This is a genomic window from Halomonas sp. ML-15, from assembly GCF_014779595.1.
In the GTDB taxonomy this organism is placed as follows: domain Bacteria; phylum Pseudomonadota; class Gammaproteobacteria; order Pseudomonadales; family Halomonadaceae; genus Franzmannia.
On the sequence record NZ_JACXZT010000011.1, the window covers coordinates 1 to 24,515 of the forward strand.

Genomic DNA, 24,515 nt, shown 5'->3' on the forward strand with positions numbered 1-24,515 from the left:
AGCATGGCTCGATCTCTTGTAGGCTTCGTCACCAACAAGGGAAGGCCATGCGGGTCGGGGGGACAATCTGTTTTGATGATCTACGGACTTATAGCTCCGACGCCGACAGGTGCTTGTCGGGGCGCTGTTCCGACAGACTGGTGCACGAGTTACCCTCCTTGACGACGCTGGATTTGGGTCGAGTGTCTACACGCCCGACCTCCTGGTGACGTTCGACGACGGACGTGAGATCCTTGTAGAGGCCACCACACGGTCCGACGGCGCCGTCGCCATAGACCGGTACATCGTGAATGCACTACGTAGCGATCAGTTGCCCGTTCACGTTGAACCAATTCTCGGCCCGGAGCTCAGTTCGACCGCCATCGGATATCACCAACGCAGCGCCCAAGAAGCACTCGCTCAGAATGCCGTCAGTGCTGTCGTGGCTGCGTTTCGTCAAGACCCACCGCTCACAACCAAGGAAGGAATCATCATCTTCAAGGACGTTGAAGCCGACCCTGATGTCTATGTTGGCGCTGCGGCGGATCAAGCTTGGGAGAGCGCTTGGACGAACCAGGACTTCATTGCGTGCTTCCGCTTTTCACCCTCAAGTGACACCCGAGGCTCGCTCGGAGGTGGTCTGACGACCGCGCATTGGATTGATGAGCCGGGCCTCAGCGAGGCTTTCCTTGACTCGTTGGAACGGAAAGCCGCGCGAAGGGGAGCTTTGCCCCAAGAACACGCCCATACACCCTTCCTGATTGCCTACGTTAGCGAGGAGCCCGAACTACTCCCGGTCAACACCGGATCCGCCCTCACCGGATCGCGGGGCTGGCTCTCCGGTTCTACATCGGCAGAGCGGCGGAAGTGGGTCGAGGAGAAACGTGCATTGAGACCTGCGTCGCTCACGCAAGCTATCGAAAACGCCTACCAAAACGGCTGGGCCCCGTTGCTGGACGAGTGGGACCACGGACCAGATGCAGAAATGCCTTTCATGCATCCCGGGGCCTTTCTGGCGGCATGCGATGATGAAGCGTTTGCCTGGGCCAAGGCAATAAGTGGCGTCCTGATCGTGAGCGGCCAAGGATACTACATGCAATGGCTCCCTAACCCGTTTGCGCAACCAGAACTCAATGCACCGTGGCTTCAGCACATCGGGTTTCCAGGAACAAAGAACGCTGAGCAGATCCTATGGAGGGATTCTGAGTGACGCCATTCAAAGCGTTGGCTAACTATACGCTGCTGTTGACGAGAGCCGCCGTTGCCTACCAGCAGGCCAAGTGGGCAGAACTTGGGCTGATCCCTCGGCCGGTTGGCAAGAACGGCTCTCGCAACAGAGCTTTGACGTTAGGCAGGGAGAGCTTGGTGGAACTGGCAAGGAGATAAGTCCGTTGGATAGTGAAGTAGTCAACCTCTTTCGTTCGGCAATTGATGCTTACTTAGAAGAGCTAGGAAGTGCTCTGGAGCCTGCAGGCTCATACCTTCCCTATAATTTTGATTTCATACACAACCGCGAGTGGCACATTTTCGGAAATCAAATGGTCGAGGATGAATTGCGAGAACTCACGAACATTATGAATCGTTGGTGCGGTGATCTGCACCGGTGGCACGCTTGGAATAACGTAATTCGAAGTTATGGTGAAAATGAGGCGTGGAAGATTCGTAGAGAGTTTGTCGAGGCATTAGTGCATCATTGCTTGCTGGAGCCGAGTGCGGTGAGAGATCGTTTCACCTTCGTCGCTACTAACGCGTTTCACCAAATCCGATTATCTAGCGAAGAAGGCTATAAGGATCGTCTGGAAGGAGACCCGAAAAAGCCCAATGAAAAACCCATGTTCCTTAGCCGCGGAAAAAAGAGAAGCGCCTCGAGAAAGTCATCTCCATATGGTCCGAATCAAAGAAGTTTCTAGAATCGCTTGCGGCCATTAACGATAGCTCGTACCAGTGCGCAACTTACGACTATAGAAATCGAGTGAATCATGCCATTGGGCCACGGCTCGGCGTAGGCATAACGCAGGCTATAACGCGAAGCGTGGTGCAAGCGACTCAGTTGAAAAAACAACCTGATGGAACTTATCGAGATGAGCCGATTCCTGGAAAATTATCTGTCAGGTATGGGGTTGGAGGCACGCAACCAATTGATCTCGAAGAAGCTCGGACATCGAATCTGAAGCAGTATCAGCTTGCGCAAACGTGCTACAACCGGTATTTTGAGTTGCTCAAATCGAAAGTAGCATGCATAAAAATGAAGGCAGAGAATGCCTAACAGGCACATGAACTCCGACAGCCAGAAGCTACGCTCCTTCGTCGCTTCGCGTTCGGCCGTGGGTTATGGGTAGCGTTATATCAGCTCACGCTGCATGGCTGCTTTTGGCCGGTTGCGGAGCTTTAGTCTATGCTGATGTGGTGATTGAGGCAGTTGACGACCCAAAGCGGCCTTGCCGGAAAAGGCAGCAGGCACGTTCATTGGGAATATGCAGCATGCACGGTGATCGGTGTTATACTGCCAAGCTATACTTAGTTTATCGGATTTTCAATAAGATAAGAGATTAGCGTTCGCACAGCATAACATTATTGAAAACGCGTACGCGTTCGAGTGGAATATGAATCGCGCGGTCTAATACCTATGTCTTCGGAGGCTCCTAGGTGCCTGAGTGTCGTTTGTGTAAGCAGGAGCGTGATTTATGCAAATCACACATATTTCCAGAGTATATGTATTCCCACTGTTATGACGACAATCATTCCTTCATAGAGTTTAATGCTGAAGAAGGTAAATATAATAAAAGACGGAGAAAAGGAATTTACGAGAATCTTCTTTGTAAAAAATGCGAAGAGACAATTCAAAGGTATGAGGGTTATGGAAAACTAATATTATACGATGATGCCAAGCCAAAAATAGAAGCAAGCAAACAGCCTTATACTAATGAGAGCTATGACTACAGGCTTTTTAAGCTATTTGTTTTGAGCCTTCTATGGCGTTCATCCATAAGCACTCAGGATAGCTTTAAACTGGTCTCACTTGGGAAGTATGAGGAAGAACTGAGAATGGTGTTGCTAGACGGATTGGCGCTTCCAGTAAATAATTACCCAATATACTTGTATCAAACTCACATAAGTGGCGAACCATCAGATGGCGTATTCATGGAAATATACCCATCGAAGTCGAAATTTGATGGGAAAACCATATATCAGTTTGTGGCTGACGGTATGTTTTTCTTTGTAGGAATAGGCGTTAACACGCTAAGGACATTTAAGAATGGATCTTGGGTTAACCAAAAAAGATTGCAGATTGGATACGATGAGCTAACAACGCTCTCATCCTTGGTTGACGTTTTTGTAAGATTGCATCACCAAGGCAAGTTCAGTGTGTATGAAACACAGACATAACAATGCGCTCGTGTGGGACGCATCGCCGCAATGCGGCGTGCACCCCACAGGTTGTCGTTAGCGATACAAACATTACTGGGAGGCCGGGGTGAGTGAATTTTTTAATCTAGGGAGCTGGAAGCCAGAGTGGGTGCAAGCTATTTCATCCATCGTGGCAGTTTCAGTCGCGCTCGCGATGCCGTTTATACTTGATTTTCGTCGCAGGCGAAGGGAGCGGGATGCGGCGCAAGAAAGAGAGACGGTGGCGCTCCAAGCCATCTACCCTGAGATCCACCAGCTTCAAACGTTTTTCCTTGCCACAGAGTTGCATGTAGCTCGCGAGGAATATGATGAATTAATGAAGATTGCGGAAGGGGCTTCTGATGTAGATCCCTCGGTTCCGCATTCTATCGCGGATGGAAGGTTTGATATTGTCACCTACTTAAGTTCCGGGTTGGTTGGGTCTTATTCAATCGCACTTGCACGTCGCAAGACGGTTCTCACTTCGCTGTCAGCCATTTTGAATAGGGAGCGCTACGTTACTGTTGAAAGTGGCATAAGTCGCTTTGATTTTGAGAAAGCAAGTGACTCTATGCTGCTAATCAAGTCGTTATGTAGTCAGGGCGTAGGCGCTTGTGGGGAGATTATAGATGAGGCCGAAAAACGTGATGCCTCATTGAGGGTCGTGGGAGTTAAGAACCGTACACCCCAGCACAATCGCTAACAAACGTAGTCACTGGGACAAAATTGCCACTGCGCTCCAATTTTTCCCGTGCTGCGTGCGCTATACATCAGAATAATCTCAATGGCCGCTTCTGGCCGATAGCGACGGCATAGTCCTTATGCCGTCGCAGGCTCTTGTTAGACCTCTGTCTGCTCAGACATGATCAATGCGTCATCCACCTCAATTCCCAGGTATCTGACAGTGCTTTCGAGTTTAGTATGGCCCAAGAGAAGTTGAACGGCTCTCAGGTTTTTAGTTCGGCGGTAAATTAACGATGCCTTGGTACGTCGCAAAGAGTGCGTTCCATAGGCTGAAGGCTCCAGGCCAATATGGGTTACCCAGCCTTTAACGATGCGCGCGTACTGCCGCGTAGACAAGTGACACGAGCTGCTCAGGCGACTTGGAAACAGGTAGTCATCATTGCGGAGATGTGCAAGCTGTATCCACTCTTCTACGGCGTTGCGAGTCTGCTCGGTTATCTCAAACTGTACTGGCCTCTTCGTTTTCTGCTGTGTGACGATGGCTCTTGAAGAGACTTGGTTGCCATGGGATACATCTCGAACGCGTAATTTAACCAGGTCACAGGCTCTCAGTTTGCTATCGATTGCCAATTCGAATAACGCTAGTTCTCGGTTCTTCTCAGCAAGCTGCAGCCTGACACGAATGGCCCAGATATCTTTGAGCCGAAGCGGAATTTTCTGACCAACCAGCCTCCCTTTGTTCCAAGGCTCGCGGGTAGCTGTTGTTGATGTGTTCATGGTATGGACCTCTTTGGGTGGAGTGTATAGGATGGTCCAGAACATGCTCGAGGTGTGCTGGAGCCTGCGATCAGCCGTGTTTCGACCCAGTGCGGCCATCCGGGAAAAAGCAGCAGGCACGCTCACCAGTGTTATACGTCTCGGATAGAGAATAAAATATGGAGTGGATTTCAGAAAATAAAGATTGGCTATTTAGTGGTGTTGCAATAGCCATGCCTCTTGCAATCATAGGTTGGTTGATTTCTTCTCGTAGGAAAAAGCAAATACAAAAAGGCGGTGATAATTCGACAAATATACAGGTTGGTCGAAACCTCAGAATAGGTGGTAGAAAGGAAGATGACTAGACAGAGCCAAAAGGGTGGGGAAGGTTCTAATAATTTCCAGGCTCAGGAAATGGTGGTGCAAGTCGGCATTGATGAGAAACGTGCAAGAGAAGTTTTTCAAGAGATGAACTTGCAACTTCGAAAGGAATACACTCAAGAAGCATTAGAGGTTGCAAATGCCCGTGTATCTGAGTTTGAGAATAGTCTCATGCCTAAAATGGAGCGGGTAGAGGGAGCCTTGGAGGCGTTTGCAGATCCAAGCTTTCAGCTGCTGCTAGTCGAAGCCCAAAAAACAGCTGCGGCTACCGAAAGACCAGCAGATTACGATCTCCTGTCAGAGTTGCTCATCCATAGATTCCAAAAAGGTAGCAATCGTAACGCTAGAGCAGGGGTAAGCCTTGCTATAGATATAGTAGATAAGGTTTCGGATGAAGCATTGCTCGGCTTAACTGTGGCCCATGCGGTAGCCCAGTTTGGTCCAATAAGTGGGGGTTTTCAGAAAGGACTCAATGCATTAGAAGGTCTTTTTGGTAAATTACTTTATGGAGAGCTTCCTAAAGGGCAAGAGTGGCTTGACCATTTAGATGTATTGAATGCTATTCGATTAAACTCGTTTGGCAGCATGAAGAAGATCCGAGAATTTTATTCCAATGAACTGTCTGGCTACCTTGATGTTGGTATTGAAAAGAAGTCTGAGAACCATGAAATAGCCATAGAGATCCTTTCTAAAAATAATCTGCCAAAAGATTTGTTGGTCGAGCATGACTTCAACAATCAGTACCTGAGAATTCCTGTTGCAAATAGAGAGCGTATCCGAAGTCTAGCTTTAAATCGGGTGGTGATGCACGAAGGTAAGCAGCGGTTAATGAGCCTTCCTTTGACAAAGGATCAGTTGAGCGCAGTCGATTCTATCTATGACCTTTATGCTCAAGATAATAGTTTAAGGAAGGGTAATGTCGATTCGTTAATGGTCGAATGGGATAATCACCCTAACTTAAAAGCGCTAAGGCAATGGTGGGATAATATTCCTGTGGCTTTAACAATCACCTCAGTTGGAAAGGTTCTAGCGCATTCTAATGCGCAAAGGCGTGATAAAACCTTGCCGCCGCTCAATTAGAGGATGTGCGAAGAGTGTATAAAAAAGTCATTATATCAGCACATTCTGAATATCCGCTCCTGGCCGGATGCTGATCTTCAAGCTACGCTAATGGGGCTGGCTCGGAAAATGTGCATCTACTGCAGTCGTCCGCGTAGGTGAACGCAAGACTGCATCATATCTGTGAATCGTTATCTCTTCATCTAAGGGGGGGGGGACATGGAATCAATCGTCAGATCTCAGGCGCATTCATACAACGCACTCCTTACCATCGCAGACGCGAATCGTGCACTCAGTCGTTTTGACGAAGATGCAACGGTCGGTCGACTGTTGTCTGTCATTCAACACTACGAACTACAGGACAAGTTTGGCATCCGCCTGCTTCACAAGCACAACGATATCCTCCCTAGCGAAGTGATGTACGAAACTTCGTTCATTGACTCAGAAGGGTTTGCTCTCTCGACGAAGGCCGTTGCGAAGTCGGAGGTGACTTCGATGGTGACGAACAGTTGGCAATTCGTAGGCGGCGAGTACCTACCTGTTGAATTCTCGGATCCTTTGCTCGTCTCTGACGCAAAGGTTGACTTGGAAGTGTATGCGGATGCGCTTCACGAGATTCGTCTGATCCTTGAGGAGACCGGCACCGAGGGTCTGCTAGGTCCTTGCCTTCACTATGGACCGCACGTAGAACGTCACGACCCGTTTCAACAATCGGCGTTCTTGGAGAAAACTGACTTCGAAGACCGAGCCAATGTAGTGCGCTATGTAGATTCGGGTGATCCAGCGTTTACGAACAGCGCCAAGACGAAATGGAGAGCTGTACAAGTAGTCGATGCCGACGGAAATGTTGCCTGGACTACGGCCTGCAATTGCTTCTGCAGCGTCTTTCCCCAAGGTGGGCATCAGGGTACGACGACTCATCGCTATAACCCCTGAGTCCTCTGATGTGGCGAAATTTACGGCTGAACCCTTCCATCGAGAGGACGTCGCCCGGCTTTCTGTGCGACGTCCTCTCATGTCAAAAGTTACATCAGCACATCCTGAATGTCCGCTCATGGCCGAGGCTGTGTGAAAACGTGGCTCCCGCTATACTCTACCTGTGACAGCTCGTGGAGGTGCCGATGAAGCGTTTCGTTTCAGGGGAGTCCCGGTCTCAAGCCACGTTGTTCCCTGAGCTTCTGGATGATTTCGTCTCAGAGGACAACCCGGTCCGAGCCATCGAGGCCTTCGTCGAGGCTCTCGATCTCAGACAACTCGGCTTCAAAGGGGTCGATCCCCATGCCACCGGTCGGCCCGCCTATCATCCCGCTGTACTACTGAAAATCTACCTCTACGGCTACCTCAATCGTGTCCAATCCAGCCGCCGCCTGGAGCGTGAGGCGCAGCGCAATGTCGAGCTGATGTGGCTGACTGAGCGCCTGGCACCGGACTTCAAGACGATTGCCGATTTCCGTAAGCACAACGGCAAGGCGATTCGCGCCACCTGCCGGGACTTTGTCGTGCTATGCCGGCGCCTAGGGCTCTTCTCACAAGCGATCGTGGCTATCGACGGAAGCAAGTTCAAGGCGGTCAACAACCGAGACCGGAACTTCACGTTTGCCAAGATGAAGCGGCGCGCAGAGGAAATCGACAAAAGCATCGAGCGTTATCTACGCCAACTCGACTCAGCTGATCAAAGCGCCCCCGCTGTCACAGAGGCGCAGACAGCAAAGCTGAAGGAAAAGATCGCAGCCCTTACAGAGGAAGTGCAGCAACTACAAACCATTGAAATACAAAGAACCCAAGCGCCTGACAAGCAAGTCTCGTTGACGGATCCCGATGCCCGATCCATGACGACGCGAGGCACTGGGGTCGTGGGGTACAACGTACAGACAGCCGTCGATAGCCGGCATCATTTGATCGTTGCCCATGAGGTCAGCAATGTCGGCAGCGACCGCAGTCAGCTTTCCCGGATGGCCAAGCAGGCGCGTGATGCCACCGGCATCAGAGATCTCGATGTCGTGGCTGATCGTGGTTACTTTAAGGGAGAAGAGATCCTCGCATGCCACAAGATCGGCATCACCACCTATCTCCCCAAACCGAAAACCTCACCGAGCCAGGCCAAAGGAATGTTTCCCAGAGAGGCATTTCTGTTCATCCCTGAACGCAACGAATATCGCTGCCCTGCGGGAGAGCGATTGATCTGGCGTTATAAGAACATCGAAAACGATCAGACGCTGCATTGCTACTGGAGTTCAGCCTGCCCGTCCTGCAGGATGAAAGGACAATGCACCACTGGAAAGCAACGGCGTATCAAACGCTGGGAGCATGAGGATGTGCTTGAGGCGGTGCAAGCTAGACTTGCTCAGAAGCCAGAAATGATGCGTCTCAGGCGCCAGACAGTTGAGCATCCGTTCGGCACGCTAAAGGCCTGGATGGGCGCGACACATTTTCTGACAAAGAGCCTCAACAACGTTAGCGCGGAAATGAGCCTTCACGTGCTGGCCTACAATATGAAACGCGTCATCAATATCCTCGGCACCAAGGGCTTGGTCGAGGCGATGCGGGCATAGTGTGCCTGGGCCTCTATTTCGCGTCTGGAGGGCCTTGTGACGCGCTCCAAGGGTGATTTCTCGCGGAGCGAAACATCGCTGTGAAGATGTAGGAAGTACTTGGAAGCGTCTCGTTGAGTGCTGAGCGTGGCCTTACAGCCGGATACCGGGACAGGCAGCGGATTTTTGGGTTTTCACACAGCCTCGGCCGTTACCGGACTGACCCCCGCACTCTTGCACACCTCAACGGCGTTCCACTGGCTGGGATAAACCGCCAAAGCCCCCTAGGCCGAGAACCCTTGGGCTAGCTCGCAGAACGCTTTGGCGGCCGAGCTTAGTGGGCGATTGCGGGGCCATGAGAGGCCCAGTTCCATCGCTGGGATCGGGTTGTTCAGCTCGATATGTTCGATGCGTTTGCCGTCCAGCGACCAGGGGCGGTAGACCATATCGGAGAGGATGGTCACCCCGGTGCCGTTGGCGACCATGCTGCGCACCGCCTCTACCGACGAGGTGCGGAACAGGATATTGGGCGTTATACCCTCGGGCTTCCAGTACTTCAGGGCCGACTGGTCCGCTTCATCCACGGTCAGCATGATGTAGGGGTAGTGGGCAATATCCTGAAGGGTAATGTGATCCCGCTTGAGCAGCTCATGCTGGCCATTGACCCAGAGCCGCCGCCGGGACTGGGTCAGCGTCAGTTTTTCCAGCCATTGGTGATGTTCGATATTGGATGTCAGCAAGATGGCCAAATCGTACTCGCCTGAGATGAGTCCCTCCTCGATCTCCGGGCGCGACACTTCATGCAGTTCGACCTTGACCCAGGGGTAGCGGCGCTGAAACTGCGCCAGCAGGGGAGGCATGTAGTAGCCGGCCACCGTATAGGTCATGGCCAGCCGCAGCGTGCCTTTCAATGTGGGGTGGCTGTCCTGCAGGCTGTCGAAGGCGTCGTCGAGCGCCTGAAACGCGTAGTTGACTCGCTGCAGAAAGCGGCTGCCTTCGCGGGTCAGCGTCATGCCGCGGCTGGTGCGCCGGAACAGCGCCACCCCTACCTGCTCTTCGATCTCCTTCACACCGGTGGTGATGGAGGACTGCGACACATTCAGGTCAATCGCGGCTTGGGTGACGCGACCGCTTTTGGCCACCGCCATGAAGTAGCGCAATTTGCGTAGCGACAAATCCCGTGACATGGCGGCTCCTTCCCTTGGCGTTCGGATTTTTTGAAAACGCTCTGCAATAATTAATATTATCAATGCCGCTGCTTGGCTGCCATAACTACGTGTGGTGACCAAGGAGTGACGTATGACAACAAAGATTGATCTGAACGCCGACATGGGAGAAGGCTTTGGCGCCTGGTCGATTGGCGATGGTGTCGATGCCGATATCATGCCCTTGATCAGCTCCGCCAATATTGCCGCGGGCTTTCATGCCGGTGACCCGACCACCATGCAAGAGACCCTACGCCTGGCGTCGCGTCATGGTGTTGGCGTCGGGGTTCACCCGGGGTTTGGGGATCTGGTGGGCTTCGGGCGCCGGCCGATTCTGGCGCCGGCAGAGGAGCTGGTGTGCGACGCCCTCTATCAGTTGGGCGCACTGCGCGAGCTTGCCCGCCTCGAAGGTCTCCAGATGCACCATTTCAAACTGCATGGTGCCCTGTTCATGCACGCGGCCAAGGATGCCGACTTCGCTCAGCAGCTGAGCGAGGCGCTGGCCAAGGTGGCGCCTGAGCTACCCGTCTATTGCCTGGCAGGCTCGGCGCTGGATCAGGCCGCCGAACGCGTGGGCCTGCCCCGAGTGCATGAGTTTTACGCCGACCGTGATTACAACGACGAGGGCAGCATCGTATTCGTCCGTAAGGTGCAGCGCCTGGACCCGCAACAGGTCGCGCAGAAAGTGCTGCGTGCCTGCCAGCAGGGCACGGTCGAGTCGGTCAGCGGCAAGTCGGTGGCGGTGTCCTTCCAGTCGATATGTGTGCACAGCGATACGCCCGGGGCGTTGGCGCTGGTAAAGGCCGTGCGCAGTGCATTGGATGACGCCGGCATAGAGGTCGCGGCTCCCTGAGAGCAGGCGGCCGGCAACGTTGGGTACTGCGTTGCTGGAGATGGAACAGTCATGAATGACAGGAGACAGATAATGACAACACAGCAGATTCAAGCGCCGTTTCCGGGTGTTTTCTACCGCACGCCCTCACCGGATGAGCCGGTATACGTAGAGGAGGGGCAGGCGGTGCAGGCCGGCGATGTGATCGGTTTGATCGAGGTGATGAAGCAGTTCGTCGAGCTCAAGGCAGAAGCCTCCGGCACGCTGGTCAGCTTCAGCGCCGACAATGAGAGCGTACTGGAGGCCGGCGACGTGATTGGCACGCTGGAGGTCAACGAATGATACGTCGCCTGCTGATCGTCAATCGTGGCGAGATAGCACTGAGAATCGTGCGGGCAGCGCGCGAGCTTGGCCTGGTCAGCATCGTCGCGCATAGCGAGGCCGATGCCGACACCCTGGCCGTGCAGCACGCCGATGAGGCGGTGTGCATTGGCCCTGCCCAGGCGTCGAAGAGCTATCTCAATATTCCAGCGGTGCTTGAGGCCGCCCGTAGCTGTCAGGCGGATGCCGTGCATCCGGGCTACGGCTTTCTCTCCGAAAGCGCCGACTTCGCGCGTGCCGTCAAGGAGGCGGGCCTGATCTTTATCGGCCCGGATGCCGAGATCATCGCCCGCATGGGGGATAAGGCCATGGCGCGCCAGACGGCGATAGCCGCCGGCGTGCCGGTGGTGCCTGGCTCTCCACACGCCGTCGAAGGGCTGGAAGACGCGCTGGCGGTGGCCGAAGAGGTGGGTTATCCGCTGTTGATCAAGGCTGCCGCCGGCGGCGGTGGGCGCGGCATTCGGGTGGCCGAAGACAGTGACATGCTGGCCAAGCAGCTGCCCCAGGCCCAGGCCGAAGCCCAGGCGGCATTCGGTGACGGACGGGTCTATCTGGAGCGGTTCATTGCCCGCGCCCGGCATATCGAAGTGCAGATACTGGCGGATGGTCAGCGTGCTCTGCACTTCTTCGAGCGTGAGTGCTCGCTGCAGCGCCGCCGCCAGAAGGTGCTGGAGGAGGCGCCGTCGCCGGCGGTCGATAGCGCGACACGCAAAAGGCTGTGTGACTCAGCCGTGGCGCTGGCCGAGCATGTCGGCTATCTGGGCGCGGGCACCCTGGAGTACCTGTTTGATGACACCACCGGCGAGTTCTTCTTTATCGAGATGAACACCCGGATCCAGGTCGAGCATCCGGTCACCGAGATGATCACCGGCTTCGACCTGGTCAGGGCGATGATCCAGATCGCCGCGGGTGAACCGCTCGGCATCGCTCAGGATGAGATCACCATGAAGGGCTGGGCCATCGAGATGCGTATCAACGCCGAAGACCCGGACCGCGACTTCTTCCCCTCTCTGGGAACGGTAGAAAAGCTGGTGTGGCCCACTGGCCCGGGGGTGCGTATCGATAGTGGCCTGTATGAGGGCTACAAGATGCCGCCGTTCTACGACTCCCTGGTGGCCAAGCTGATCGTCTGGGATGACACGCGTGAGAGGGCGCTAACCCGCGCCGGACGGGCGCTGGATGAATTCCACCTACAAGGCTTTACCACTACCGCCGATCTGCACCGTCGCTTGATCGAGGATCCTGCCGTCAAGGCGGGGGCGTTCGATACGGCCTTTCTGGAGCGCTGGCTGAGCGAGCCTGCGTCAAACCATGCCAATAAAAAGGAGGTCATCCATGAGCAATGAGGTGGCAGCCACAACCCGCTATAGCCAGGCGGGCGATGAATTTCTGTTCGTTGAGCTAAATGAAGAGATGACCCTGGAGGCGTTCTTCCTCTCCATCTCCATTACTCAGCGGCTGCGTGATATTGCCTTGCCGGGAATCATCGAGATATGCCCCGCCAATGCGTCCTATCAGGTGCGCTACAACCCCGACATGATCTCCGCCGGCCAGCTGCAGGAAACGCTGGAAGCCTTGGAGGAGGAAGTCTCCAACCAGCAGGTCCGTACCCTGGAAACGCGGGTAGTGGAAGTACCGGTGCTCTATAACGACCCCTGGACCTATGAAACCTTGATGCGTTTCCGTGAGCACCATCAGGACCCCTCCTCAACAGACCTGGAATACGCGGCCCGCATCAACGGTTATTCAAGCGTTGACGCCTTTATCGAGGCGCACAGTGCCACCCCCTGGTTCGTGTCGATGGTGGGCTTTGTGGCGGGGTTGCCGTTCATGTATCAGATGGTGCCGAGAGAGCGCCAGATTCAGGTGCCCAAATACCTGCGGCCGCGCACCGATACCCCCAAGCAGACGGTGGGGATCGGCGGCTGTTTCAGCGTGATCTATTCCGTGCGTGGGGCGGGTGGTTATCAGATGTTCGGCGTGACGCCCATGCCCATCTATGACCCCGCCGGCGAGCAGCCACATATCGATGACTCGATGATCTACTTCCGACCGGGCGACATCGTCAAGCATCGTGCCGTTGATCGTGAGGAGTACGACGCGCTGCTGGCGGCGGCTGAAAAGGGGCAGTTCAAGCCCAAGATCACGCCCTTTACCTTCGACCTGGATTCGTTCAATCAAGATCCGGATGGCTATGCACGCCGCGTTAAGGAGGCACTTTATGAGCATTGACGTCATCAAGCCTGGCCTGGCATCGTCGATTCAGGATAAGGGGCGCGAAGGGTACTACCACCTCGGGATTCCACCTTCTGGGGGAATGGATCAGCGCTCGCTGATCGCGGCCAATTTGTTGCTGGGTAATCATGAGGGTGCTGCCGTCCTTGAGTGCGCGCTGATGGGGCCAGAATTACGCTTCGGCGAGGCACGCATGGTCGCCGCCTGCGGTGCCGAGATGACGCCGCGGGTCAACGGCGAGGCGCAGCCCCTCAATGAAGTGTTCGAAGTACCCGCAGGGGCGACGCTCAGCTTCGACTTCGTCAAGTCGGGGGCACGGCTCTATCTGGCGATAGAGGGCGGGATCGACGTGCCTGAACGCCTGGGTAGTCGCAGCACTTACGCGCTTGGCTCGCTGGGCGGCATGCAAGGGCGTAATCTTCAGGCCGGCGATAGCCTGGCGCTCCTGCCGGCCCACGGTCAGGCAAGCCCCGGCCGTCGCTTGGCGCCGTCACTGGTGCCGGCATTCTCCAAGCACTACCAGCTGCGCGTGGTGCCAGGCCTCTATGCCCACCGCTTGACCTCAGAAAGGCAGGCGCAATTTTACGCAGAAGATTGGACGGTGGCGTCGGAGGCCGACCGTATCGGCTACCGGATGAAAGGCGGCACCCGGCTCTCCTTTATCGATCGCGAACCGCCGTTCGGTGCGGGCGACGATCCTTCCAATATCGTCGATGCGTGCTACCCGATTGGCTCCATTCAGGTGCCAAGCGGCAGCGAGCCCATCATTCTGCACCGGGATGCCGTATCCGGTGGCGGTTACGCCATGATCGGCACCGTGATCAGTGCGGATATGGACACCGTAGGCCAAATCCAGCCCCACCAGAAGGTGCGCTTCGTTCAAGTGACGCTGGAAGAGGCCCTTGCCGCCCGTGCGCGTTATCAGGAGGTGATGGAGCAGTTGCGGCAAATGGCGTAACGCGGCAACCACCCACAGAAAGCCCTGTGGTGCACGTCAGGCTAATTGACAGTACACCACAGGCCAAACGTCTATCTGATATAGGAGATGCTCTAGAGACGATTTAGCGCCTTATCGCTAGATAACAATAATCGTGCTTGTCGTGGCAAGTAATGACTCAGAATCATGGTTCTGGGGGGCTAGGTTATTGTGGAAATTCTGGTTTTACATAAAACTTAAATAACAAAGAGGGAAATGCAATGAGTGATAAAACTCATGGTGAAGCGTCTGATCTGGACTTTTCAGAGCAGCCTGTGCCGCCAGAAGGGCGAATGCCAAAAATAAATCTCATGATGGCATGGTGGGCTGTCTGTAGTGCCATTTTTTATATGGTGGTGGCCGCCGCCATGGCGCGTGCTTACGGCACCACCAATGCACTTATCGGTATCGTGCTGACGATGATTGCGTATAGCGTGATCAATGGAGTGATTAGTCGCTATTCAATAAAGACGGGTTTGACTGTCGCACTTTTCTCCAAGATATTGTTTGGCCATTTCGGGGCCGTCGTGGCGACGCTAATATTCTTCGCCACCGCCCTCTATTATGCTGTGTTCGAAGGCTACGTCATGGCGCTGGTACTCTCCGAGTGGAGTGGCGTTATACCGATGGCGGTCTCCACCGCCATTGTGGCGATACTGGGCGTAGCGCTTATTTTTGGCAGCGTTCAGCACTGGCTGGACAAGTTCAACGGCGTCCTCCTGCCGGTCTATGTGGTCGGCATGCTGATAGCGGTGGGGATGGCAATCGCCGAGTTCGGCTACCCCAGCGGTTGGTTGACCCGTGTGCCGGAGGGCGGTGCCTCACCCTTTGGCTGGCTGCAGACCTTTGCCTACTACATGGGCGTATGGGTGCTGATGATGTTCACCTTCGACTACGCTCGCTTTGGTCGTAAGGAGGACACCAAGTTTCATGCCCGGGTCACCTTCGGTATCCCCTTCTATGCCATGACCTTCCTGTTCAGCGGCATCGTGGGCATTCTGCTGGATTCCATGATCCCTACCGATGGCTTGTCGGAAGCCTCGGTGGTGCTGGGCCTGCTGGAATTGATGGGCTTTGGTGGCCTGCTGTTGGTATGGGTGACACAGAGCCGCATCAACACCGCCAACTTCTACCTGGCGACGGTCAACTTCGAGTCGTTTATCCGCAAGGTCACTGGCATCCAGATGTCCAAGGTGGTCGCTGGCTGTGCCATCGGTCTCATCGCTTATGTGCTGATGATGGCCGATGTATTCTCGTACATTCTTCAGGCCTTGGCGTATCAAGGTGTCTTTGTGGTGGCCTGGGTAGGCGTGGCGCTCGCGCATATCCTGTCCAAAACCTATCAGGACCGGTTCAATGGCCATGTGGAATTGGATAATACCTATATTCCCGCCTTTAACCCCTGCGGCCTTGTCGCTTGGTGCGGCGCGACACTGACCGGTATTTTCATTATGCATGTTCCCGGGATTGCAGGGTTCTCGGCACCGGCCACCTTCGTGTTCGCCTATGTGGTTTATGAGCTCGGTCTCAGATTCGCACGAGAAGAGTGGTATGTCGCTAGCCTTAAATAATAGGGCGTGATCAGTCCAGCTCTCTCGGGGCTTGAACGGTGCTTGGCGTGGGTGGTGAGAGTGGTCGCTGATTTTTGTCGAAGGCTGCCCACGCCTATTGTTCACGCAGGCGAACGAATCGATGATGGCGGTGACACTGTCACCTCGTTCGATGAGCAGGCGGGCGTGAGTTGGCCCGCAAGCTCAGGCGGTGCGCTAGCACCACTGTTGCCGTGGGTTCCATGAGCTCATACTCTGATACTCACAACCAGCCCCCCCTGCGGCTGACTCGCGGAGAGGAGATTGCCAGTGGTGCCTTCCTCGTCCATGCGGTTTAACTGATGCAAGGAAACAGTATGACCAGACCACAGGCAAGCAGCCAAGAGCAGATCAATAACGACCAGGTCATCGTCACCCGTTGGGACTTTCCACCAGGTGCGGAAACCGGGTGGCACCGCCATGCCCACGACTATGTGATTGTGCCGATCCATGATGGCTCGATGCTGCTGGAAACGCCTGAAGGTAACCGTGAGGTGACGCTCCAGGCTGGTGTGTGCTACAACCGGGTGGAAGGCACTGAACATAACGTGATTAATAACGGCGAGACACCGTTCTCCTTTGTCGAAGTCGAGCTGAAATAACGCTTGTGGACTACGCACGCTCCGGTGATGGTTTTTGGCCATCATGCGCGCTCCAATCGTGTGCTTGATGTGAATCCTTAGGCGCCTCCTGTCGATCGTTCATTCCGTAGTCCCGGATGACGAAGGCGACGCGGAGTCGGTAGTCGGCAAAGATCTCCTGTCGACCGTCCTTCTGAACGGATCGGTGAGGTTCGAATGTTCGCCACTGCCTTACGGCTTCTTCATCCTGCCAGAGAGATAGAGAAAGAGTTTTTCCAGGGTGCGTGAGGCTTTCGAAGCGCGCTATCGATATAAAGCCGTCGATGTCCTCCAGGTGTCGGCTCAAGGCGTTAGCAGCGTCATCTGGGGAAGCTGCTAGACGAAGCGCTTGTTTCTGTCGATCAGCGTGGCCGCCAACGCAATTTAGGCTTGCGGGCCCTCATGTTGCTGAGCTTCTGGAGACGCTTATGGGCCTCGCCTTCAGTGGCGATGCATAGGAGGCAGATATGGTGGATTTCGCATCCCTGCTGGTAGTGACGAGCACCTTCCTGCTCGCTGGAAGCGTCAAGGGTGTGATTGGTCTTGGCCTCCCGACGGTTAGCCTGGCGCTCCTTACCGTTGCGATGGATCTGCCCACCGCCATGGCACTGCTGCTGATCCCCTCATTCGTCACGAACCTTTGGCAATCTATGGTTGGCGGAAACGCTAGGGCCATCCTGGTTCGACTCTGGCCATTTCTCGCGATGGCCACCATCACTGTCTGGTTGGGTGCGGCAGCATTGACGCGCGTCAATCTCTCGCTATTGACGGCACTCCTAGGCAGTTTGCTGATTATTTATGCTGTCGTGAACCTGGCCGGGATCAAGATTTTTGTACCAAGCCGCCATGAGTATTGGGCAGGGCCGCTAATCGGTTCTGCGAACGGGGTGCTTACCGGAATGACGGGATCGTTCGTTGTGCCGGGGGTGATGTTCCTCCAGGCCATTGGGCTACCACGGAACATGCTGATTCAAGCGATGGGCATGCTGTTTACTGTCTCCACCGTGGCTCTTGCGGCGGCATTGCAACAGGCCAATTTTCTGACAGTTCAGTATGGTGCAATGTCAGCAGCAGCGGTGCTTCCTGCACTCGCCGGGATGGTTCTCGGGCAGCGAATTAGGGAACGTTTATCCGAGAAGATGTTTCGCAGTGTATTCTTTATCTCACTACTCCTTCTCGGCGCTTACATCATGGTCAATGCTCTTCAAAAGCTCTAGTGGTCGCACTAGGTGGTTAAGAGGCGCTCAACAGTGCCCATGGTATGGACATTTTCAATGGCCAACCGCTACAACGATGCCCTCACAGAACCTGCGCTGGGTGAGCGCGCGTGCCCTCCAACCCATGCGCCAGACGTCACTGGTATGCTATGACGCTCTATCGGTTAGCCAGTGACGCCCAGCACTGAGAAAAAGGAGGGGAGCACGAATGCTAGAGCAGGCACTTGTTCAGATGTTGTTACTGCTTGGTGCCACGGTAGCAGTCGTGCTGATCTTTCAGCGCCTAAGGGTTCCGCCGAGCCTGGGCTATCTACTGGTGGGGGTGCTGCTGGGTTCCCATACCGCTGGACCGGTGGTCGACGACGGCAATATTCGGGTGATCGCCGAGTTCGGCATCGTGTTCTTGCTCTTCACCATCGGGCTCAGTTTCTCGCTGCCGCAAATCTATGCGCTGCGGCACACCATCCTCGGCCTGGGCACTGCCCAGGTGGCTCTGACGACGGCGGTGGTAGGTGGTCTGGCTTGGTGGCTGGGCCTCCCTGGGCCGGCGGCCTTTGTGGTTGGGGCGGTGTTTGCACAGTCCTCCACCACCATCATTACCAAGCAGTTGATGGAACAGGGCGAGAGTCAGACCCGCCACGGGCGGCTGGGCACGACCATGTCAGTCTTCCAGGACATTACCGCAGTCCCCTTTGTGGTGGTGATCCCTGTGCTGGGAGTGGCGGCCGCCCAAGAGGTCGCCGGCTCACTGGGACTGGCGCTGGCCAAGGCATTGCTGGCGCTTGCGGTTGTGCTGGTTTCAGGGCGACTACTGTTGCGTCCGTTGTTTCATCTGGTGGCCGAGCGGCGCTCAGCCGAACTCTTCACCCTGACGGTGCTTTTTGTGTCGCTGGTGTCCGCCTGGACCACCCAGGCGCTGGGGCTTTCCATGGCCTTCGGTGCCTTCCTGGCTGGCATGGTGCTGGGGGATACAGAATTTCGCCACCAGGTGGAGTCGACGATTCGCCCCTTCCGCGATGTGTTGCTGGGGCTGTTCTTCGTCAGCATCGGCATGCTGGTGGAGCCTGCGCTGCTGCCCGAGATCTGGTGGGAGGCACTGCTCGGCGCCATGGCGCTTCTGGCCATCAAGCTGGCGCTGGTGACCTTGATCGTGCGCCTGTCTGGCGTGGAGTTGCAGACAGCCTTTCGCACCGGCCTGCTGCTGGCAGTGGGTGGCGAATTTGGTTTCGCGCTTCTGGCCATTGGTCTTGAGGGCGGAGTGATCGATAGCGCCCCTGCTCAGGTGGTGCTTACCTCTGTGCTGTTTTCGATGATCCTTGCTCCATTCTTGATTCGATATAATCAACCACTGGCGGCTTGGCTGTTCGGGCGCGGGGCTCGCAAGCCACAGGACGTTGCGCCGGGTCCAAAGGGGGTAGAAGAGCAGGGGCATGTGGTCATCTGCGGGTTTGGAAGAACCGGTCAAACGGTGGCGCGTTTTCTGGAAAGCGAAGGGGTCAACTATGTGGCCTTGGACATGGACCCGTCGATTGTTCGTGAAGCGAGGCTGGCTGGGCAGCCGGTCTACTTCGGCGACTCCTCGGATCTTGCCGTGCTGGAAAACGTGGGGCTGGGGAGAGCCAGGCTGCTGATCATCAGTCACGATGACCGCCCGGCCGCGCTCAAGACCCTGCGCCAGGCAGTTCATCTGAAGGCCGGTATCCCTGCCGTGGTGCGCACTCGCGATGAGGGCTCAGTCGCTGAGCTGGTCGCGGCGGGGGCCCACGAAGTCATTCCCGAAACACTCGAGGCGAGCATGCTCCTGACCTCCCACGCGCTGCAGGCATTGGGTGTGCCGCTCTATCGGGTCACCCGTCACCTCCAGGAGCAGCGAACCAGCCGCTATCAGATGCTGCGTGAGCTATTCCGCGGCAGTCTCGACAGCATCCAGGACCCGCGACCCGCTGGAGAGCAGGAGCGTCTGCATTCGGTGGTGCTCAGTGAGGGTAGCCCGGCCATCGGCCAGACCCTGGCGCAGTTGGATACGGAGCAGGATCAGGTATCTGTGACGGCACTCGTACGTGAGGACCAGCGCCGTCGCTATCCAGAAAAGAGCACGCAGGTAGTGGCAGATGATGTGCTGGTGTTGCTGGGCTCCCAGGATAATCTCGAGAAGGTCGAGCGACGACTCACCGGGGCCGATACGCCGTCAGGCGCGGATTCAGGCTAATTGAGCGGGTGTTCCTTGCTGAGCGCCTTGATATGCTCGCTGAGCCCCAAGGCCCGGCTGACATCTAGCTCCAGGGCAATGCCGGTGTCGAGGCTCTCATCCAACTCGCCGGCCTGGGCGACCGCTTCGAGTACGGCACTTGAGCGGCGCGCCTCCACGAGGATCAGGATCACGCTGCGAGCCGCCATGAATTCCAGGCCGAAGAAGGTCAGGTGGGGCTCAAGCCCTTTCCCCTGGGCATTGTTGATGATGGTGGCCCCGGTGGCACCCGCATCCCGAGCAGCATCCAATACCCTATCGGTACGATCTTGATCGACAAAGATCATCAGCAATTTAAAGTCCATGTAGTCCTCCCTTTGCGGCCAGCTCGGCCAGCGTAGCTTATGGGGCACAGCGGTGTATTGTGCCACCAGAAAAAGACGCTGATTGCCCCCTCTGGTGTTCTTTATTCTAGGGCTGATCGGCTCACACTGGGATGATCAGCGTCAGGTTGTCGCTAATCTTGCAGGCTTTTCTTACAGGCGCTTCACCACGCCCTCAATGGCTTGCTTGGCCTCCTCGCGGGCCGATGCTTGCTGTCCCGTGCTGAGACCCTCGGCGAAGATGGTCTCCACTTCGGTGATGCCGATCAGGCCCAGCATTGCCTTGAGGTGCGGCAGCTGACTGTCCAGTGGGGTACCGGCGTACTGGCCACCGCGGGCCAGCAGCACTGCCCGCTTGCCCTCCACCAGGCCTTGGGGGCCTTCTTTCGATCAAAACGAATTCGGGAGGCAGCTCCAGGCCTACGCTTCGTGATCGCCAATCGCCGCCACGATGCCGTCGCAGAACCAGCGCTGGGCGGGGGCGCGGGCCGCTCCGGCGTGGTAGTAGAGCGTTACCTCGAAGGGAGGCACCGAGAATGGCAGTTCGCTGACCACCAGCGGCGTGCGTGCGGCGAAGCCGTTGGCGATCTGCGCGGGGAGTATGGCCAGCAGGTCGCTGCCCTGCAGGATCTGCGGCAGTACCGAGAAGTGCGGGATCTCCAGGCTCACCTTGCGCTGGATGCCGTCGCGGCGCATCACCTCTTCGGCCAGGCCGTGCCCCGAAGCCGAGGCCACCACCACATGCCGGCCGGCGCTGAAACGCGCCAGGCTGAGCGGCTCGCCGGCCAGCGCCAGCGGATCGCTGAGACATACATAGCGGTCCTCGAACAGCGCCCGGCGCTGGATACCGTCGGCCGCCAGCGGGCGGCTGCAGATCACCGCGTTGACCTTGCCGCTGGTGAGCCAGTCGCCGGCACGGTCGATCTCCAGCGCCACCACCTCCAGCTCCATTCCCGGCGCCTCGGCGTGCAGCCGCGCCAGTATGCCGGGCAGCAGCGACATCTCGCCCAGGTCGGTCAGCGCCAGACGGAAGCGCCGGGTGCAGCTGGCCGGGTCGAAGTCGCGGCCGCTGGCCAGGGTCGCCTCGAGCTGATGCAGGGCGTCGCGCAGCGAAGGGTAGAGCTGGCGGGCGGTGACGGTGGGCTCCATGCCGTCGCGGCCGCGCACGAACAGGCGGTCGTCGAACTGCTCGCGGAGCCGGCTCAGGGCGTAGCTCACCGAGGGCTGGGTAACGAACAGCCGCTGGGCGGTCAGCGTCACGCTGCGGGTCTCGTAGAGCAGCACGAAGGTGCGCACCAGGTTGAGGTCGGCGTGGGCCATCGTCGCTCCGATAAAATAGATCAGCCTTATTCTAACTAGAAAAACTATCGATTTGCTCGATATGATGCTGGCGCCTAGCGTAACGCCTACTGCTTACCGTTACGCCACAGGAGCCTGCATGCCCAGCGTCCATTCCGTTACCTACTCACTGCTGCGCCGCCAGGGCATCACCAAGGTCTTCGGCAACCCGGGTTCCAACGAGCTGCCGTTCCTCAAGGACTTCCCCGACGACTTCGAGTACATCCTCGGCCTGCACGAGGGGGCGGTGGTGGGCATGGCTGACGGCTATGCCCAGGCCAGCGGTGGCCCGGCCTTCGTCAATCTGCATGCGGCGGCGGGCACAGGCAACGCCATGGGCGCGCTGACCAACGCCGTCTACTCCCACTCGCCGCTGGTGATCACCGCCGGCCAGCAGGCCCGCGAGATGATCGGCGTGGAGTCGATGCTGGCCAACGTCGATGCGCCGCAGCTGCCCCGGCCGCTGGTCAAGTGGAGCTTCGAGCCGGCCTGTGCGGGGGACGTGCCCCGGGCGCTGAGCCAGGCGATCCATACCGCCAGCCTGGCGCCGAGGGGGCCGGTGTATGTCTCGATTCCCCACGACGACTGGGCCCGGGAGGCTGGCAGCGAAGCCGAGCATCTGGTCGAGCGGCGCGTCAGCCAGGCCGGGGGGCCGTCATCGGCCCAGCTCGATGAGCTGGCCGAGCGGCTCAACGCCGCCCGCAATCCGGTGCTGGTAGTGGGGCCGCAGGTCGACGCCTGCCGCGCCAACCCGCTGGCGGTGGCTCTGGCCGAGCGGCTGCGCATGCCGGCCTGGATCGCACCGTCGGCCTCGCGCTGCCCCTTTCCTACCCGTCATGCCTGTTTCCGCGGCGTGCTGCCAGCGGCGATCGCCGGGATCTCGGCGCGCCTCGAGGGTCACGACCTGATCCTGGTGGTCGGTGCGCCGGTGTTCCGCTATCACCAGATGGCCCCGGGGCGCTACCTGCCCGAGGGCGCCGAGCTGATCCACCTTACCGCCGATGCCGGTGAGGCGGCGCGGGCGCCGATGGGAGATGCGCTGGTCGGCGATATTCACGCCACTCTGGAGGCGCTGCTGCCGGCGTTGGCCGAGAGTTCGCGGGCCATGCCCGAGGCGCTGCCCCGGCCGGAAGCGGTCGAAGACCCCGACGGCCTGCTGACGCCGCAGACGGTGTTCGATGTGCTCGATGCGCTGGCCCCGGAGGACGCCATCTACGTCAAGGAGTCGACCTCCACGGTGGGGGCCTTCTGGTCGCGGATCTCGATGCGCCATCCCGGCAGCTACTACTTTCCCGCGGCGGGTGGCCTGGGCTTCGGCATCCCGGCGGCGCTCGGCGTGCAGCTCGCCGAACCCCAGCGGCGGGTGATCGGGGTGATCGGCGACGGCTCGGCCAACTACACCATCAGCGCGCTGTGGACGGCGGCTCAGTACCGCATCCCGGTGGTGCTGGTGATTCTGAAGAACGGCACCTACGGCGCGCTGCGCTGGTTCTCGCGCCTGCTGGATGCCGAAGACGCCCCGGGCATCGACGTGCCCGGCCTGGACTTCTGCGCCCTGGCCCAGGGCTATGGCGTAAGCGCCAGGCAGGCCAACAGTCGCGCCGCGCTGCAAGAGGCCCTTCAAGAGGCCTTGGCCGGCGACCAACCGGTGGTGATCGAAGTGCCTACCACCACCATCGAACCGTGAGACGACATTCATAACCACAACAGAGGTCGACCATGAAACACGCCATCTCCCGCTGCCTGCTGGCCACCTGCGTGGCCGCCGCGGCGACCGCTGCCCACGCCGACACCCTGCGCATGGCACACTTCTGGCCCTCCGGCTCGGAGGTCAATCAGGAGATCTTCGAGGCCTGGGCCGCCAGCCTCGAAGAGGCCACCGACGGCGCGGTCTCGGTGGAGAACTACCCCTCCCAGACCCTGGGGCCGTCGGATCAGGCCTACCAGGGCGCGGTCAACGGCATCTCGGATATCGCCATCACCATGCAGGGCTACACCTCGGGGCGTTTCCCGCTCTCGGAGATCGTGCAGCTGCCGGGCGTCTCGGCGAGTGCCTCCCAGGGCTCCTGCGTGCTGCAGTCGCTTTACGACGAGGGGCTGATCAGCGACGAGTATGACGACGTTAAGGTGCTCTACATGTTCGCCACCGGGCCGGCCTACCTGCACACCCGCGGCGACGAACTGCAGACCCCCGACGACCTGCGCGGTCTGCGCATTCGCCGCCCCAGCGACGTCGCCGGCGAGATGCTCGAGCGGCTCGGTGCCCAGCCCATGGGCATGCCAGCGCCGGATATCTACACCTCGATGCAGCGCGGGGTGATGGATGGCCTGAGCTTCCCCTGGCAGGCGATGAAGACCTTCGGCATCAATGAGCTGGCCGAGTATCACCTCGAGGTGCCCTACTACACTGGGGTCGCCATGGCGGTGATGAACCTCGACAGCTACGAGCGGCTGGCCCCCGAGGTGCAGGAGGCCATCGACGCCCACACCGGGATGGAGTGGGCGGCGCGTGCCGGCGAGGTCTACGACCGCCTCGACCATGAAGGGCGTGAAGAAGCCGTGGAGCAGGGCGGCACCATTCACACGGTGGACGACCCGCTCAACGACCCGGACTGGGCCGAGCCTCTGCAGGAGGGCACCGAGCGCTACCTGACCCGCCTCGAGGAGCGCGGCATCGACAACGCCCGCGATGTCCACGCTCGCGCTTTGGAGCTGAGCGAGGGGTGTCGGTCCTGAGCGGTGCGTAGCGGTTCCGTTTTGGCCGCCGATCGGCG

Annotated in this window: 24 protein-coding genes and 1 pseudogene; 19 read left to right on the forward strand and 6 right to left on the reverse strand. The window is 57.6% G+C overall.

Annotated features, from left to right (window positions below; genetic code table 11):
- Positions 1 to 205: 205 nt before the first annotated feature.
- From IEI94_RS08765 to IEI94_RS08780, 4 genes are all read left to right on the forward strand, one after another.
- Positions 206 to 1,189 (forward strand): hypothetical protein, encoded by a 984-nt coding sequence (locus IEI94_RS08765; protein ID WP_191166939.1) that lies wholly within the window; start codon positions 206 to 208, stop codon positions 1,187 to 1,189.
- 181 nt (positions 1,190 to 1,370) lie between these two features.
- Positions 1,371 to 1,889 (forward strand): hypothetical protein, encoded by a 519-nt coding sequence (locus IEI94_RS08770; protein ID WP_191166940.1) that lies wholly within the window; start codon positions 1,371 to 1,373, stop codon positions 1,887 to 1,889.
- A gap of 736 nt (positions 1,890 to 2,625) precedes the next feature.
- Positions 2,626 to 3,366: a hypothetical protein gene (locus IEI94_RS08775; RefSeq protein ID WP_191166941.1), complete on the forward strand. Its 741-nt coding sequence runs from the start codon at positions 2,626 to 2,628 to the stop codon at positions 3,364 to 3,366.
- An 88-nt stretch (positions 3,367 to 3,454) separates the two neighbouring features.
- Complete coding sequence (locus tag IEI94_RS08780; protein ID WP_191166942.1) at positions 3,455 to 4,069, forward strand: hypothetical protein; 615 nt, start codon at positions 3,455 to 3,457, stop codon at positions 4,067 to 4,069.
- A 137-nt stretch (positions 4,070 to 4,206) separates the two neighbouring features.
- On the opposite strand, the gene IEI94_RS08785 is transcribed toward IEI94_RS08780, so the two are convergent.
- Entirely contained in the window at positions 4,207 to 4,827 is a 621-nt protein-coding gene (locus tag IEI94_RS08785) for a tyrosine-type recombinase/integrase (protein ID WP_191166943.1), read from the reverse strand.
- 158 nt (positions 4,828 to 4,985) lie between these two features.
- Here IEI94_RS08785 and IEI94_RS08790 point away from each other — a divergent pair, with 158 nt between their 5' ends.
- The 4 genes from IEI94_RS08790 (at position 4,986) to IEI94_RS08805 (ending at position 8,798) form a co-directional block, all read left to right on the forward strand.
- Positions 4,986 to 5,171, forward strand: a complete 186-nt coding sequence (locus tag IEI94_RS08790; protein WP_191166944.1) for a hypothetical protein — start codon at positions 4,986 to 4,988, stop codon at positions 5,169 to 5,171.
- Positions 5,164 to 6,267: an LPO_1073/Vpar_1526 family protein gene (locus IEI94_RS08795; RefSeq protein WP_191166945.1), complete on the forward strand. Its 1,104-nt coding sequence runs from the start codon at positions 5,164 to 5,166 to the stop codon at positions 6,265 to 6,267. The genes IEI94_RS08790 and IEI94_RS08795 overlap by 8 nt, the downstream gene beginning before the upstream one ends.
- A 198-nt stretch (positions 6,268 to 6,465) precedes the next feature.
- Positions 6,466 to 7,182: a hypothetical protein gene (locus IEI94_RS08800; RefSeq protein WP_191166946.1), complete on the forward strand. Its 717-nt coding sequence runs from the start codon at positions 6,466 to 6,468 to the stop codon at positions 7,180 to 7,182.
- A gap of 185 nt (positions 7,183 to 7,367) precedes the next feature.
- Entirely contained in the window at positions 7,368 to 8,798 is a 1,431-nt protein-coding gene (locus IEI94_RS08805) for an IS1182 family transposase (protein ID WP_191166947.1), read from the forward strand.
- A gap of 263 nt (positions 8,799 to 9,061) precedes the next feature.
- On the opposite strand, the gene IEI94_RS08810 is transcribed toward IEI94_RS08805, so the two are convergent.
- Positions 9,062 to 9,964, reverse strand: coding sequence for a LysR substrate-binding domain-containing protein (locus IEI94_RS08810; RefSeq protein ID WP_191166948.1), 903 nt, complete (start codon positions 9,962 to 9,964; stop codon positions 9,062 to 9,064).
- Between the two features lie 112 nt (positions 9,965 to 10,076).
- Here IEI94_RS08810 and IEI94_RS08815 point away from each other — a divergent pair, with 112 nt between their 5' ends.
- The 7 genes from IEI94_RS08815 to IEI94_RS08845 all read left to right on the forward strand — a co-directional run bounded on the left by IEI94_RS08815 (position 10,077) and on the right by IEI94_RS08845 (position 16,597).
- A complete protein-coding gene (locus IEI94_RS08815) occupies positions 10,077 to 10,835 on the forward strand; it encodes a 5-oxoprolinase subunit PxpA (protein WP_191166949.1) in 759 nt (252 codons plus the stop codon).
- Positions 10,836 to 10,907: 72 nt separating this feature from the next.
- Complete coding sequence (locus IEI94_RS08820; protein ID WP_095622667.1) at positions 10,908 to 11,156, forward strand: acetyl-CoA carboxylase; 249 nt, start codon at positions 10,908 to 10,910, stop codon at positions 11,154 to 11,156.
- Positions 11,153 to 12,541 carry an acetyl-CoA carboxylase biotin carboxylase subunit gene (locus IEI94_RS08825; protein WP_191166950.1) on the forward strand — a complete coding sequence of 463 codons (1,389 nt, stop codon included), beginning with the start codon at positions 11,153 to 11,155 and terminating at the stop codon, positions 12,539 to 12,541. Before IEI94_RS08820 ends, IEI94_RS08825 begins: the two co-directional genes overlap by 4 nt.
- Positions 12,531 to 13,427 (forward strand): 5-oxoprolinase subunit B family protein, encoded by an 897-nt coding sequence (locus IEI94_RS08830; protein ID WP_191166951.1) that lies wholly within the window; start codon positions 12,531 to 12,533, stop codon positions 13,425 to 13,427. The genes IEI94_RS08825 and IEI94_RS08830 overlap by 11 nt, the downstream gene beginning before the upstream one ends.
- Positions 13,417 to 14,388 (forward strand): biotin-dependent carboxyltransferase family protein, encoded by a 972-nt coding sequence (locus IEI94_RS08835; RefSeq protein ID WP_191166952.1) that lies wholly within the window; start codon positions 13,417 to 13,419, stop codon positions 14,386 to 14,388. The genes IEI94_RS08830 and IEI94_RS08835 overlap by 11 nt, the downstream gene beginning before the upstream one ends.
- 239 nt (positions 14,389 to 14,627) lie before the next feature.
- Complete coding sequence (locus IEI94_RS08840; protein WP_191166953.1) at positions 14,628 to 15,977, forward strand: purine-cytosine permease family protein; 1,350 nt, start codon at positions 14,628 to 14,630, stop codon at positions 15,975 to 15,977.
- 335 nt (positions 15,978 to 16,312) lie between these two features.
- Positions 16,313 to 16,597 (forward strand): cupin domain-containing protein, encoded by a 285-nt coding sequence (locus IEI94_RS08845; RefSeq protein WP_191166954.1) that lies wholly within the window; start codon positions 16,313 to 16,315, stop codon positions 16,595 to 16,597.
- A gap of 10 nt (positions 16,598 to 16,607) precedes the next feature.
- Here IEI94_RS08845 and IEI94_RS08850 read toward each other — a convergent pair whose 3' ends face one another.
- Positions 16,608 to 16,922, reverse strand: coding sequence for an antibiotic biosynthesis monooxygenase family protein (locus IEI94_RS08850; protein WP_191166955.1), 315 nt, complete (start codon positions 16,920 to 16,922; stop codon positions 16,608 to 16,610).
- A 160-nt stretch (positions 16,923 to 17,082) separates the two neighbouring features.
- Here IEI94_RS08850 and IEI94_RS08855 point away from each other — a divergent pair, with 160 nt between their 5' ends.
- Both IEI94_RS08855 and IEI94_RS08860 read left to right on the forward strand, forming a co-directional pair.
- Positions 17,083 to 17,832: a sulfite exporter TauE/SafE family protein gene (locus tag IEI94_RS08855; protein ID WP_191166956.1), complete on the forward strand. Its 750-nt coding sequence runs from the start codon at positions 17,083 to 17,085 to the stop codon at positions 17,830 to 17,832.
- Positions 17,833 to 18,040: 208 nt separating this feature from the next.
- The gene (locus tag IEI94_RS08860) at positions 18,041 to 20,041 is read left to right on the forward strand and encodes a monovalent cation:proton antiporter family protein (protein WP_191166957.1); all 2,001 of its coding nucleotides are present in this window, start codon (positions 18,041 to 18,043) and stop codon (positions 20,039 to 20,041) included.
- Here IEI94_RS08860 and IEI94_RS08865 read toward each other — a convergent pair.
- From IEI94_RS08865 to IEI94_RS08875, 3 genes and pseudogenes are all read right to left on the reverse strand, one after another.
- Positions 20,038 to 20,385 carry a P-II family nitrogen regulator gene (locus IEI94_RS08865; protein ID WP_191166958.1) on the reverse strand — a complete coding sequence of 116 codons (348 nt, stop codon included), beginning with the start codon at positions 20,383 to 20,385 and terminating at the stop codon, positions 20,038 to 20,040. The genes IEI94_RS08860 and IEI94_RS08865 overlap by 4 nt on opposite strands.
- Positions 20,386 to 20,556: 171 nt before the next feature.
- Positions 20,557 to 20,775: pseudogene (locus tag IEI94_RS08870) on the reverse strand (NAD(P)H-dependent oxidoreductase); the annotation flags it as partial.
- Between the two features lie 48 nt (positions 20,776 to 20,823).
- On the reverse strand, positions 20,824 to 21,723 hold the full coding sequence (locus IEI94_RS08875) for a LysR family transcriptional regulator (RefSeq protein ID WP_191166959.1): 900 nt from the start codon (positions 21,721 to 21,723) through the stop codon (positions 20,824 to 20,826).
- A 118-nt stretch (positions 21,724 to 21,841) separates the two neighbouring features.
- Here IEI94_RS08875 and mdlC point away from each other — a divergent pair, with 118 nt between their 5' ends.
- Together mdlC and IEI94_RS08885 are read left to right on the forward strand one after the other, a co-directional pair.
- Entirely contained in the window at positions 21,842 to 23,428 is a 1,587-nt protein-coding gene (gene mdlC / locus IEI94_RS08880) for a benzoylformate decarboxylase (RefSeq protein ID WP_191166960.1), read from the forward strand.
- Between the two features lie 32 nt (positions 23,429 to 23,460).
- On the forward strand, positions 23,461 to 24,477 hold the full coding sequence (locus tag IEI94_RS08885) for a TRAP transporter substrate-binding protein (protein ID WP_191166961.1): 1,017 nt from the start codon (positions 23,461 to 23,463) through the stop codon (positions 24,475 to 24,477).
- The last annotated feature ends 38 nt before the right edge of the window (positions 24,478 to 24,515 follow it).

Coding starts and splice junctions, on each gene's coding strand:
- IEI94_RS08785 (WP_191166943.1), bottom strand. CDS start 4,827: ATGAACACATCAACAACAGCTACCCGCGAGCCTTGGAACAAAGGGAGG.
- IEI94_RS08790 (WP_191166944.1), top strand. CDS start 4,986: ATGGAGTGGATTTCAGAAAATAAAGATTGGCTATTTAGTGGTGTTGCA.
- IEI94_RS08795 (WP_191166945.1), top strand. CDS start 5,164: ATGACTAGACAGAGCCAAAAGGGTGGGGAAGGTTCTAATAATTTCCAG.
- IEI94_RS08800 (WP_191166946.1), top strand. CDS start 6,466: ATGGAATCAATCGTCAGATCTCAGGCGCATTCATACAACGCACTCCTT.
- IEI94_RS08805 (WP_191166947.1), top strand. CDS start 7,368: ATGAAGCGTTTCGTTTCAGGGGAGTCCCGGTCTCAAGCCACGTTGTTC.
- IEI94_RS08810 (WP_191166948.1), bottom strand. CDS start 9,964: ATGTCACGGGATTTGTCGCTACGCAAATTGCGCTACTTCATGGCGGTG.
- IEI94_RS08815 (WP_191166949.1), top strand. CDS start 10,077: ATGACAACAAAGATTGATCTGAACGCCGACATGGGAGAAGGCTTTGGC.
- IEI94_RS08820 (WP_095622667.1), top strand. CDS start 10,908: ATGACAACACAGCAGATTCAAGCGCCGTTTCCGGGTGTTTTCTACCGC.
- IEI94_RS08825 (WP_191166950.1), top strand. CDS start 11,153: ATGATACGTCGCCTGCTGATCGTCAATCGTGGCGAGATAGCACTGAGA.
- IEI94_RS08830 (WP_191166951.1), top strand. CDS start 12,531: ATGAGCAATGAGGTGGCAGCCACAACCCGCTATAGCCAGGCGGGCGAT.
- IEI94_RS08835 (WP_191166952.1), top strand. CDS start 13,417: ATGAGCATTGACGTCATCAAGCCTGGCCTGGCATCGTCGATTCAGGAT.
- IEI94_RS08840 (WP_191166953.1), top strand. CDS start 14,628: ATGAGTGATAAAACTCATGGTGAAGCGTCTGATCTGGACTTTTCAGAG.
- IEI94_RS08845 (WP_191166954.1), top strand. CDS start 16,313: ATGACCAGACCACAGGCAAGCAGCCAAGAGCAGATCAATAACGACCAG.
- IEI94_RS08855 (WP_191166956.1), top strand. CDS start 17,083: ATGGTGGATTTCGCATCCCTGCTGGTAGTGACGAGCACCTTCCTGCTC.
- IEI94_RS08860 (WP_191166957.1), top strand. CDS start 18,041: ATGCTAGAGCAGGCACTTGTTCAGATGTTGTTACTGCTTGGTGCCACG.
- IEI94_RS08865 (WP_191166958.1), bottom strand. CDS start 20,385: ATGGACTTTAAATTGCTGATGATCTTTGTCGATCAAGATCGTACCGAT.
- IEI94_RS08875 (WP_191166959.1), bottom strand. CDS start 21,723: ATGGCCCACGCCGACCTCAACCTGGTGCGCACCTTCGTGCTGCTCTAC.
- mdlC (WP_191166960.1), top strand. CDS start 21,842: ATGCCCAGCGTCCATTCCGTTACCTACTCACTGCTGCGCCGCCAGGGC.
- IEI94_RS08885 (WP_191166961.1), top strand. CDS start 23,461: ATGAAACACGCCATCTCCCGCTGCCTGCTGGCCACCTGCGTGGCCGCC.